This window comes from Roseburia sp. AF15-21, from assembly GCF_003479505.1.
Classification (GTDB): Bacteria; Bacillota; Clostridia; order Lachnospirales; family Lachnospiraceae; genus Roseburia_C; species Roseburia_C amylophila.
On sequence record NZ_QUHG01000003.1, the window covers coordinates 213,524 to 226,266 of the forward strand.

General features: G+C 34.5%; 10 protein-coding genes. All 10 read left to right on the plus strand.

What is annotated here, in order from left to right; translation table 11 throughout:
* Positions 1-20 precede the first annotated feature (20 nt).
* The 10 genes from DWW33_RS06230 to DWW33_RS06275 all read left to right on the plus strand — a co-directional run bounded on the left by DWW33_RS06230 (position 21) and on the right by DWW33_RS06275 (position 12,709).
* The gene (locus DWW33_RS06230; RefSeq protein ID WP_117840444.1) at positions 21-1,775 is read left to right on the plus strand and encodes a DUF6044 family protein; all 1,755 of its coding nucleotides are present in this window, start codon (positions 21-23) and stop codon (positions 1,773-1,775) included.
* A gap of 23 nt (positions 1,776-1,798) precedes the next feature.
* Positions 1,799-2,929, plus strand: a complete 1,131-nt coding sequence (locus DWW33_RS06235) for an FAD-dependent oxidoreductase (RefSeq protein ID WP_117840446.1) — start codon at positions 1,799-1,801, stop codon at positions 2,927-2,929.
* Positions 2,929-3,876, plus strand: coding sequence for a glycosyltransferase (locus DWW33_RS06240; RefSeq protein ID WP_117840448.1), 948 nt, complete (start codon positions 2,929-2,931; stop codon positions 3,874-3,876). Before DWW33_RS06235 ends, DWW33_RS06240 begins: the two co-directional genes overlap by 1 nt.
* Positions 3,877-4,599, plus strand: coding sequence for a glycosyltransferase (locus DWW33_RS06245; RefSeq protein WP_117840450.1), 723 nt, complete (start codon positions 3,877-3,879; stop codon positions 4,597-4,599).
* On the plus strand, positions 4,592-5,530 hold the full coding sequence (locus tag DWW33_RS06250; RefSeq protein WP_118639084.1) for a sugar nucleotide-binding protein: 939 nt from the start codon (positions 4,592-4,594) through the stop codon (positions 5,528-5,530). The genes DWW33_RS06245 and DWW33_RS06250 overlap by 8 nt, the downstream gene beginning before the upstream one ends.
* Positions 5,531-5,715: 185 nt before the next feature.
* Positions 5,716-6,237: a hypothetical protein gene (locus DWW33_RS06255; RefSeq protein ID WP_147404704.1), complete on the plus strand. Its 522-nt coding sequence runs from the start codon at positions 5,716-5,718 to the stop codon at positions 6,235-6,237.
* Between the two features lie 193 nt (positions 6,238-6,430).
* A complete protein-coding gene (locus DWW33_RS06260) occupies positions 6,431-7,564 on the plus strand; it encodes an AAA family ATPase (protein WP_243088557.1) in 1,134 nt (377 codons plus the stop codon).
* On the plus strand, positions 7,554-8,333 hold the full coding sequence (locus DWW33_RS06265; RefSeq protein WP_118639086.1) for a hypothetical protein: 780 nt from the start codon (positions 7,554-7,556) through the stop codon (positions 8,331-8,333). Before DWW33_RS06260 ends, DWW33_RS06265 begins: the two co-directional genes overlap by 11 nt.
* A 72-nt stretch (positions 8,334-8,405) precedes the next feature.
* Complete coding sequence (locus DWW33_RS06270; protein ID WP_118639087.1) at positions 8,406-10,658, plus strand: transglutaminase domain-containing protein; 2,253 nt, start codon at positions 8,406-8,408, stop codon at positions 10,656-10,658.
* 185 nt (positions 10,659-10,843) lie between these two features.
* A complete protein-coding gene (locus tag DWW33_RS06275; protein ID WP_118639088.1) occupies positions 10,844-12,709 on the plus strand; it encodes a hypothetical protein in 1,866 nt (621 codons plus the stop codon).
* Positions 12,710-12,743: the final 34 nt, after the last annotated feature.

A 12,743-nucleotide genomic window follows, 5' to 3' on the forward strand; every position in this document is an offset into this window, starting at 1 on the left:
AAGGGATAAATGGAGACGATATGAAAGTGGAAATAAATAGTAAAAAAAATGCCACAGCAGATATTGTTATTTATATGATTATGGCTATTGTAATCGCTGTAATCCTTATACCAATGATAATATTAAGAGAAAATTATTATTTTACAGTACATGATTATCTGGATTCTTGGCCATCTTTATTTAAAGTACTACGCAGAGGGGGTATTTTCTTTAATCCGGATGGACAAATGCCTATTTTAAATGGAATGTCGGCTTCTTATCTGTATTTTGATTTTGGAATATATCGTATATTAAATTTTTTCTTTGGCTTTATCTGGGGAGAAATCATTAATAAGGCACTGGCAATAGGAATTGGAATAGTAGCAATGTATCAGCTATTAGATTACATATTTCCCCAAAATCTGTCAAAGAATCAGAAAAAAATTCTAGCACTTGCATATGCAATAACACCAGTTTATCCATTGTGGAGTATTTCATTTGCAGTATTGCCGTTATTATTTAGAATATTTATTTTTTATTATAATAATCCACAAAAGTCAGTATCAAAAAAAATCATATTATTTTTGATGTTTGGCTTTTTTGTTTATTTTCCTTGTATTGGAATATTTGTAGTAATGTTATGGGGAGTCGGGATAATAGGAAATATTATTTTTTCTCGCAAGATAAATATAAATTTAATAATAAGCCTTTTCCTAATGGGGATTAGTTCTATTATATTTAACATAAATATTGTAATATATATGCTAAAAGGGATTGGTCTTAATAAATCGTTGCTTCAAAAAAATGTAGATAGAACTTTTACAGAAAGCTTAAAGTGGTTAGTATTGCGTATGAAGGCTGGAGGAGTAAGTGGACAATACCATGCAAATCCAGTAGTTAAAACAATAATAGTTCCGGTATGCGTAATAGGTGGATGTATCCTTTTTATATTATACTTTAGACATAAATATTGTGAAAAAAAAAGAATGTTACTAATTTGGAGAAATTCAATAATTGGTATTGCAATTTGTTCTTTTATTTATAGTTGTGATGAAAATGGATATATTGAGATAATAATAAAGAAGATTTTACCTATGTTAAAAGGTTTCAACTTTGGAAGAATATTATATTTTAATAATATATTATGGTATATTGCGTTTGCAGCTGTACTGGGGGCATTCTTTTCAGAAGGCAATAAAAGAATAGCGGCATATATAATAGTGCTGTTACAAGTTATTAATATACTACTGCAACGTGGATATTACCAGAACACTGCAGATAATACATTGTATTATAGTGAAGTGAAGCAGGATAGTCAGAGAGTAACTTATAAAGATTTTTTCGATGTGGATTATTTTGAAAAGTTAAAAGAAGAGATGAAATATAAAGATGAAGGGGTAATAAGTATAGGATATGAACCGGCGGTTGCAATGTATAATGGTTTTAATACACTTGATGGGTATATTTGTACTAATCCCTTGGATTATCATAATGAGTTTAGAAAAATAATTGCACCAGCATTAGAGGAAAGCGATGAATTAGCAAAAAAATATGATGGCTGGGGAGGAAGGATTTATGCATATATAGATGGGTATTCAGTTGAACCAGATAAAGAAAAAAATATAGAAGAAAAAGAATTGTTGATAAATACGGAAGCATTTGAAGAATTGGGTGGAAAGTATATTCTTTCCCGTTGCAAAATTTCAAATGCAGAAGAACTTAACTTAAAATTATATTTGGACATGGATTCAGAAGATAGTATTTATCATGTTTTTGTGTATACGATTGAAAAATAATAAAAGAACAGTAGGAAAAAACGATGAAACAGTATGATAGAATTATAATTGGTGCAGGAATCTATGGGTTGTATGCAGCTTTATATTGTGCACAAAAAGGAATGACGGTAGCAATACTTGAATATGACGATGAAGCTTTCGGTAGGGCAACTTATGTAAATCAAGCAAGAGTTCACATGGGATATCATTATCCACGTTCTCTTGCAACTGCTACAAAGTCAGCCGGGTATTTTAAACGGTTTGTGGATGATTTTGAATTTTGCATCAATAAGAAATTTGAACAGATTTATGCAACTTCAGCACAATATTCATGGACAAATGCAGAGGCTTTTCAAAAATTTTGTGATAATGCAGATATTAAATGTGAAGAAATTCCAGTTTCTAAGTATTTCAATAAAAATATGTGTGATGGAGCATTCCTTACAGAAGAATATACTTATGATGCAATGCAGCTAAAAAAGTTTTTTTTGGATGAATTGAAAAAATATTCGGCGTTAGTACAGATATATTACAATATAAATATTGTTTCAATAAGCAGGGAAAATGATTTTTATGTTATAAGAACTGAAACTGAAATATATCAGTCGGACTATGTGTTGAATGCAACATATGCATCAGTTAATCAAATTTTAAACTTATTAGAAGCACCACCTTTTAATATTAAGTATGAATTATGTGAAATTATATTGTGTAAAGTAAGCGAAAATTTGGAACATACAGGATTGACGGTTATGGATGGTCCATTCTTTTCAGTTATGCCTTATGGAAATACGGGGTATCATTCATTGACTTCAGTTACATTTACACCACATTATACTTCTAGGGAGGTATTACCATCATTTGATTGTCAAAGAAAGCCAGATTCAATGTGCGATGGAAATAATCAATTGGGAAACTGTAATTTATGTTCGGCAAGACCTCAAAGTGCATGGAATTACATGCATCAGTTGGCAAGGAAATATGTAAAGGATGCCTATAAAATTTATTATGAAAAATCTTTATTTTCAATGAAACCAATATTGAAATATTCAGAAGTAGATGATTCTAGACCAACGGTAATTCAGTATTTTTCACATAAACCAACATTCGTTAGTGTGTTGTCTGGAAAAATTAATACAGTTTATGATTTAGATGATATTTTGGAGGAAAAATAATGGAGCAGAATGTAAAAGAAAAAAATTTTGTCTCTGCAGTTATATATATAAGAAGTGGGGAGGAGGATACAGATAAAAACATTGAAAACTTGTTAAAGGTTATGAAAGAGCATTTTGAACATTATGAAATTATTTTTGTAAATGATGCATTTTCTGATGGGTGTGTTGATAAAATTAAAAAAATATTTGCAAAAGAAGAAAATAATGGGATTGCAGTAAGAATCATCAATATGAGCTATTATTATGGAAGAGAAATTGCTATGAGTGCAGGCGTAGACATGGCTATTGGTGATTATGTATTTGAATTTGACCGAATATCATCGATAGGTGATGATATAATTATGAAAGCTTATTATAAATGCATTCAGGGAACTGATGTCGTAAGCGTTACACCTAAGAAAGTAGCAGGCTTTATTACAAAACTGTATTACAAAATATATAATAGCTCAAGTAATATAAAAGAAAATTTTTTGAAAAGAGAACTTTTTTGCGTAGTATCACGACGTACAATTAATAGAGTAAAAGCAATGGCAAAAAATATTCCTTATAGAAAAGCAATGTATGCACAATGTGGGTTGCCAATAGAAACAATTACATATGAAGAGGAAGAGGAAAGACGTGAAAAATATACTAGACGTGAAAAAGAAGTAAGATATAGGCTGGCAAGTGATTCACTTATTTTGTTTACAAATGTTGTATCTAAAATTACTACTATGTTATGTGTGTTGTTTCTCTTGTTTTCATTAGGTGTGGGGATATATGTTTGTGTGATTTATTTTGGAAAAGTCAAACCGGTAGAAGGATGGAGTCCGATAATGGGCTTTTTGTCAGCAACTTTTTGTGGAATATTTTTTGTACTATCTATTATCATAAAATATTTAACTATGATATTACAGATGGTATTTTTGAAAGAACAATATATGGTAGAAAGTGTGGAAAAGATATAAATGATAAATGTTGTGTTTCCAGTATTAAATGAAGAATTAAGATTAGAAAAAGGAATTCAGACGGTAGTTCCATTTTTAAGCGAACATTGGATGGGAAACTTTCAGATTACAATTGTTGATAATGGTTCGACCGATAAGACAGAGCAATTATGTCAACAATTGTGCAAAAAATATAATGAAATAAAGTACTTGAGAATTGAAGAAAAGGGAGTTGGGGTAGCATTCAGATATGCAGTAGAACAGAATGAATGTGAGATTATAGGGTATACGGATATTGATTTATCTACAGAATTGGAAGCTTTTGTTCAAATGAAAAAAGCATTTGAAGAGGATCAAAATCTGGAAATAGTAAATGCATCCCGTTTTAATAAAAAATCTAATTTAGTTGGAAGAACAAAACTTAGAAATTTTATTTCTTATAGCTTAATTTTTATTTTAAAGAAGATGTTTGGAATGAAAGCATCGGATGCAATATGTGGTTTCAAATTTTTCAGAAAAGAATGTATAGAGGAGTTAATGAAAAAATCGAGTGATGAAAAAGGCTGGTTCTTATTAATAGAAATACTTTTGAGAGCAGAAAGAGATAATCGGAAGATACTGGAATTACCAATTACTTGGATATATGATGAAAATACAAAAGTTAAAATCATAAAAACGGTTAAAAGTTATATGAAACAGATGATTAAGTTAAAACGAGCATTCAGGAGAGAAGCAAATGAGTAAAAAAACAGCATTGGTTGGGTATACAGGATTTGTAGGAAGCAATTTGTGCAGGAGCGCATCATTTGATTTTTTAGCAAATTCAAAAAATGTTCAACAACTGTATGGAGTAAAGCCAGATGTATTAATTTATGCGGGGGTAACAGGCACAAAATGGTATGCTAATACGCATAAAGAGTATGATGAAGCAATTATTAGGGCAGCAGAAGAAAATATAGTAAAAATTGCGCCTAAAAAATTAGTATTGATTTCTACTGTGGATGTATATAGTTCCATTGATGATGTGACAGAAGAAACTCCAATAGAGGTTGCAAAATTACATACTTATGGTAAAAACAGATATATGCTTGAAAAGTGGACCGAAGAAAATATAGAAGACTATCACATTGTGCGCTTACCTGCAATATATGGAGAAAATTTAAAGAAAAATTTTATTTATGATTTGATTCATTTGGTGCCATATACATTGACAAAAGATAGAATGGACGCAATAATAACTAATTATTCAGATATATCATCTTATTATAGGCTTAATGTAGATAAAAACTTTGAGTTAATTCCATTGGAAAAGGGAGAGTATAGAAAATTAAGAGACATATTTGCAGAAATTCCGATGAATGCCTTAAGTTTTACTAATAGTGAGAGCAGCTATCAGTTTCTGAATTTAGCAACTGTTTGGAAATATATAGAAACGGTAATAAAAGAACAGATTAGAACTATTAATTTGGTTACAGAACCAATAGCTGCAGAGGAAGTATTTGAATATATTTATCATAATAAGTTTAGAAACGATACTGTAAATAGAATAAACTATAATTTAAAATCTATTTATGCAGATAGTATAGTAGGACACGGAAAACAGTATTATGGGGATAAAGATGCAGTATTATACGATTTGGGAAAATTTGTAAGACAGGAAATAGAAAAATTATAAAAAATTAGAATATAAATTTGTTATTAGTTATGGAAAATTATTTTGGAACATAGTGTATTATTCAGCTGGATGAAATGTTAGGATAAGCGGAAAGGAAATGTGATGGACAAAAGAAGCACGGAACTTGATATCGCAAAGGGAATCGGAATTATTATGGTAGTGTGGGCGCATGCATCAGCAGAACATTGATTTGTGCGATGTATTATATCTGTGGTTATCTCTATCAGAAGTATATCAGAGAACGGCTGTCCATGGTAGTGAAGAGTATGATTGCAATACTGTGGTTTACCGGATTCCTTGCAGAGGCATCCGTATTTGCCGGAAGCCTTGGCAGTAACCGGTATGACAACAAAATTTTATTTGCAATTGGTGGATTTGGTGGAATTGCATTCTGCCTGTGGGCATCAAAGTTTCTTGCAAGCCATCTTGGCGAAGGCAGAATTGTAAAACATGTGATATATTTAGGACAGAATTCTATTGACCTTGTGATATGGCAGTTTCTGGCATTTCGGATTGCTATTGTATTGCAGATTATATTCTTAAAAGCAAAATTATCTGCAATTACTGCATTTCCGACTTATGATACAGAAGGAATCTGGTGGCTTGTTTATGTAATCGCCGGAATCTATGGTTCCCTGCTGTGGAAATTTATTTTGGAGCATAATCCGTTATCTGGTTGGATGAAACGGCGCTATATTATCCGATAACTATAAAACAAAAGAGAAGAATGTTTTTGTAGAAAACAACGAATTACTGTATGCAGAAACTTAGAACAATAAGGCTGGCAAGAAGGGGAGAATAGAAAATTCTGAAATGCATAAACTACAACATAGTAACAATTTGACAGTTGCCGTATTTTTTTTACGGCAGCTATTGAAAAGGACTGAGAAGTAAGTTATTATGGATGTAATGAGAGAAAGCGAGGAATCTATGTTATTAGAATTTCACGTAAAGAATTTTAAAAATTTTAAAGATGAATTGATTTTAGATTTAAGCAGAACAAACAATTATGAATTCAGTGAAGAGGCTGTCCAGGATGGTGTTGTTAAGACCGCTTTGATTTACGGTGAGAATGCCAGCGGAAAGACAAATCTTGGTTATGCCATTTTTGACTTGATTCTTCATTTGACAGATAAGGAAAAAGCAAGTGAAGATTATTCTCCATATGCGAATTTAGAGCATCGAGGATATGTGGAATTTTATTACAAATTTCGGTTTGGTGAGCATATTCTTGAGTACAGTTACAGAAAAAGCCCAACAATGCTTCTTGTGAAAGAAGATGTAGAGATAGATGGAAAGAGAGTCATCTTTTTTGATTATAGAGCAAATAAGGGAGAAGTTCTGCTGAAAGGTGCAGAGAATCTTAATACAGATTTGGCAGAGAAAAACATTTCCTTTGTGAAATATATTGCCCGCAATACGGTTTTAGATGATAATGATGAGAATAATACGTTTGAAACTTTTGTTGATTTTGTTGAGCATATGCTGATGTTCAGTTCTTTGGCAAAGAATAGTTACCAGGGATTTACAGTAGGAAGTGAAAATATTGGAGAAGGAATTATTGAGAGAGGCTATGTGAAAGAATTTCAGGAATTCCTAGCATCAGTGGGAATTAAATATGAATTGGTGGCAAAAGAGATTGATGGAAGCAAGCGGTTATTCTGTCGGTTTGGAAAAAGGGATGTAAGCTTCTTTCGGATTGCATCAAGAGGAACCAGTTCACTGGCATTGTTCTACTATTGGCTGATTCAGATGAAAGAAGCATCCTTTGTATTTATTGATGAGTTTGATGCATTTTATCATGATACATTAGCAGAGCAGGTAGTGCGGGAGTTGTTGGCAATGGAACATACTCAGGCATTATTTACAACACATAATACTGCAATTATGACGAATGATTTGTTAAGACCGGACTGCTATATGCAGATTGTCGATGGACAGATTCGTTCTTTTGCAGATTCAACGGAGAAGGAGTTACGCAAGGCACATAATCTGAGAAAGATGTACCAGGCGGGGGCGTTTGATGGAAAATAATTGTATTGCAGTTATCTATGAGGGGAATAAGACAGAACGGATATTGATTGAGAATTTGAAGAAGATTTTCTTTTTAAACAGAGCCAATATTGTTTTTGTTGGATTTCCTGCAGGTCAGAATATTTATATGCTGTGGAAACAAATCCAGAAAGATGAGTACGAAACAGATTTAATAGAGCTGATTCGTGAATATAATAAGGATGCAGCAGAAAAACTAAAGGGATATAGCCGGGATAATTTCTCGGAGATATATCTCTTTTTCGACTATGATGGACATAATTGTAATTTGAGTGCAACAGATCCGGATGGAACTGCTGTACTGGGGGAGATGTTAGAGACCTTTGATAACGAGACAGAATTAGGAAAGTTGTATATCAATTATCCGATGGTAGAAGCAATACGGGATAATAAAAAAGAAGACTGCTGTTACAGAAGGTGCAGCGTATCTTTGGAAGAAGCAGGAAAATATAAGAATATAGTTTCTGATATGAAAGAGTTTCAGGATTTTCGGAAGTATACATATGAAGACTGGCAGTATCTGTGCCAGCAGGCAATAAAGAAAGCAAACTGTATTGTTCAGGGAAAATATGAAACTGCATCTTATAAGGAATTGTTTCAATATTTGTCACAGCAGGATATTTATCAGAGTCAGCAGAAAAATTTTGTAAGAAAAGGGGAAATAGCAATTTTAAGTTCGGTTCCGTTATTTTTGCTGGAATACTTTCCGGGAACCTTTTATGAAAAGATATTAGAGCAAGCATTGTGTTGAAAAAAGTCATCAAAACAAGTAACATGAGATTATATAAATGTGTAAACAAATAAAAAATTAAGGAGGGCACCAATGAAGAAAAAAGTAGGAAACAGATTAATTGCCTTGTTACTGGCATTATTTATGGCAGTAACCATGATGCCGGATATGGCGGTTGGGGCAGAAGAAACAGACAATGGGGTGGCTGATGAAGCACAGAAGTGTGGTTATGAACAGCCAAAGGCCATCAATGTCGGAGAACTTGATGAGGATGAAGCAGAAGATTTACCAATAGTCAGGGCACAGTATAATGCAGCAGATGCATCTTACTGGGCAGTATATGGCTCCGACTATTATTATAGTAAGATGTCTGGTGCAGAGAAGCAGTTCTATCAGGCACTTTATGATGTGAATATGTCATTCCTTACAGGAAATAAGAGCGCCGGCTATAAGACCTTTGATTCTACGAGACATTATCATTCGGGCTTTGTTTCAATCGGCAGTCTGGATTTGGATACTGCACTGGAAGTAGCAAAAATTCTCCAGATGTCCAATCCGCAGTTCTATTTTGTAAATGATGAGATGCTTTATGGGGTGAATTCAGATGGTAAATATCAACTGGCATTAGGCGTTTACAATACCTGTTCAAATGGAAGTGCAAGAGCGGATAAGACGAATGGAATTAAAAACAAGCTGGATTCATGGGTAGCATCGATTAAGAGCAAAGCGACAATTCTTGATATGGAGCAGGAAGCACATGACATTATTATGCGGAATTGCTGGTACTCTGAGGAGGGAAACTATCATCAGAGCAGTGCCGGAGTTTTATTAGAAGGTAAAGCAGTATGTGCCGGTTATGCGGAAACCTTTGAAATGCTTTGCAATGCAGTTGGTATTCAGACGGTATGTGTTACCAGCAGCAGTCATGAGTGGAACAAAGTAAAATTGTATGGCAGATGGTATGCAGTGGATTGTACCTGGGATGACGATAAAGATGATAAAACGGGAACCGTCTATGGTTATATGTATTTTAATGTGTCAGATAATTACAGTGATGAATATGGCAAGTGGTCGCATACAGCAGAAAGCTGGTGGAGCAGCTATAGTGTTCCGGTCTGTGAGAATGACAAAGTAATTACAGATAGAGACTATAACTATCAGGGAGTGGATTATTCGTCAGTATTTGATGTGGATTATTATTTGAAAACCTACCCGGATATTAAAGCAGCTTTCGGTGCGGATGAGAATCAGGCATTTATGCATTTTATTAACAGCGGAATGGCAGAAGGACGTCAGGGAAAATCAAGTTTTAATGTAATCTCTTATAAGAACAGATATAAGGATTTAAGGATGACATATGGCAATAATTTACGCTCTTATTATTTACATTACATATCAAATGGTAAAGCAGAAGGGCGTAAGGCGACAGGTGATGTGACGATTACGGATGGTGTCTCCGTATATAATGGAGTAGACTATTCCGCAGTATATAATTACAGCTATTATATTAAGAAGTATCCAGATATTGCAAAGGCGTTTCCAAATGATGATATCAGTACGCTGGCTCATTTTGTGACATGCGGCATGAATGAAAAACGTCAGGGAAATATGAACTTTGATGTGAATTCTTATTACAATCAATATGCTGATTTACGGAGCGCGTTTGGTACAAACTGGAGAGCTTATTATCTTCATTATATACAGAATGGCAAGGCAGAGGGTCGGAAAGGAACCGGAACTAAAACTATGCAGGGAACTACTGTATACAATGGAGTAGATTATTCTGCAGTTTATAATATGAGTGATTATCTGAACAAGAATACAGATGTGAAGAAAGCTGTTGGTGGGGATGACCTTGCTGCGATTGCTCATTTTGTGAATTATGGAATGAAAGAAGGCCGTCAGGCAAGCAGTAAATTTGATGTGAATTCTTATCGTATGCGCTATAAAGATTTGAGAAGTGCATTTGGCTATGATTTGGCAGGTTATTATTACCATTATATGAGTTCTGGTAAAGCAGAGGGTCGTCAGGCAACCGGAAAAGTAACAGATATTGACGGGGTTACAGTATATAATGGAGTGGATTATTCTGCAGTTTATAATTTTAATTATTATGTGAACGAAAATCCGGATATCAAGGCAGCATTTGGAAATGATGATCTGGCTGTATTGTCGCATTTCGTGAATTATGGAATGAAGGAAGGCCGCCGTGGTTGTGAAGCATTTAATGTGTTGATCTACCGTGAGAAAAATGGAGACTTAAAAGCCGCATTTGGCGATGATTTGAAACAGTATTATATCCATTATATGAACTATGGTAAAAAGGAAGGAAGAAAAGCTGCATAGATTGGAATGCAGATAAGAAAGGCTGTTGCATAGGCAGATGAAATTCGGCGGTGCAGCAGCTTTTTCCATTTTGTGACAAAATTCTTAAGATTTTCATAATGACAAGTAGTAATTCTTTAAAGTAGATTCATATCGTGTTACAATACAAACAGTTGTGCAAATAGAAAAATATGGAGAAAATACTTATGAGAAAAACATGGAGACGACAGCTTGCATTAGGGCTGGCAGTGGTGACAATATGGACGGGTGGAAATGCAGAACATTTCTATGCGGGGCAGAAAGATTGTGAGACTACGGCAATCAGTACAGAGAGGCTGGCAGATACAGAACAGAAAATCAATCTGGATAAAGTTAATTATCAGGTGAAGAAAAGTGCGTATGCACCTGTTTTTGATGCATCCTATTATGCAAAGAATAATAAGGATTTAAAAATAGCATTTGGAAATGATGAAAATGCACTTTTTCAACATTTCCTAAATTACGGAATGTCAGAAGGCCGTCAGGCAAGTGCGGAATTTAATGTGAAGTCTTATCGGAATGCTTATGCAGATTTACGACAGGCATTTGGAAATGATTTAAAGAGTTATTATCTGCATTATATGAATTATGGTAAGAGAGAAGGCAGAAAGGCAGCCGGTGTTACAATCTTGCAGAATCCGGTTACAGTATATAATGGCGTAAATTATTCATCTGTATATAATTACAATTACTATATCAGCAGGAATCCGGATGTCGCAAGGGCATTTCCAGATGATGACATCAGTACTCTGGCACATTTTGTGAATTATGGAATGACAGAGGGACGCCGGGGAGTACAGAATTTTGATGTAGCATCATACCGGAATGCGTATGCAGATTTGAGACAGGCATTTGGAAATGATTGGAAAAGCTATTATCTGCATTATATGAATTGTGGTAAGAGGGAAGGAAGAAAGGCAACCGGTGTCACTTCATTGCAGAATCCGGTTACAACATATAATGGGAAAGATTATGCAGCCGTATATAACTATGATTATTATATTTCAAAATACAGTGATTTAAAGAAAGCATTTGCAGGAGATGACAGCGCAGCAATCCGCCATTTCGTGGAATGCGGAATGGCAGAGGGCAGACAGGCAAGCACAGATTTTGTATTAGGCGTGTATAAGAGCAATTACAGTGATTTAAGAGCTGCATTTGGCAATGATAATAAGAGCTATTATCTTCATTACATAGATTGTGGTAAAAAGGAAGGCAGAAATGCAGTAACAAAGATTGGTACACCGACGAAGCCAGAACCAAATCCGGAGCCGGAAGAGCCGGCAACAACGGAGGATAAGATTAAAGCAAAGGTTGCAAAAATCAGTAACGATTATGGCGTGACAGTCCTGACTGGAGATTCGGCAGGCTTCTATTGGACGGATACTTATTGTTCCGGAGAGACAGACCCGGAGACAACGCTTACATGGATTACAATGGTGGATGAACAGATGGCAAGGTATCCGAAAGGTTTTTTTACAGACATGCAGGATATTACTACAGTAACCATAAAGCTGGTACATAATTTGGATGCCGGTGGAGGTTCTTTTGCAGGAGTGACAAGCAGGGAGTATGGAGATCAGATGTTTATTGCACTAAATACATCCCAGTCCTTTTTATTGTCTGATAGAACCTTTAATCATGAAATGATGCATCTGATTGAATATTATATAGAGGCAAAATCATGGAATGCTTCCACACAGCAGTATGAATCACCATTAAAAGCAACGGAAGCAATCAAACCGGATGCAGAAGTGAATAGTACAAATAGTGATTATACCACATCGGACTATAACAGAGGATGTGAAGAACAATATTATATTTCTGCTTATGCCAAGACCAATGGAAGGGAAGACCGGGCAGAAACATTCACAGATTATATGTTCCGTGCCTATAAGAAGGACTATATGATAAGGGCAGACTATCCTATCCCAAAGAAACAGCAGATTATTGCCGACTGTATCAGACAGTATTTCCCATCAGCAGCAAGCCAGCCGGCAGGCAGTCTTTCCTGGGAAAAGTGGTTGCCATAATCAGATAAAGTGTTAAAATAGATAGTTAGTAAAA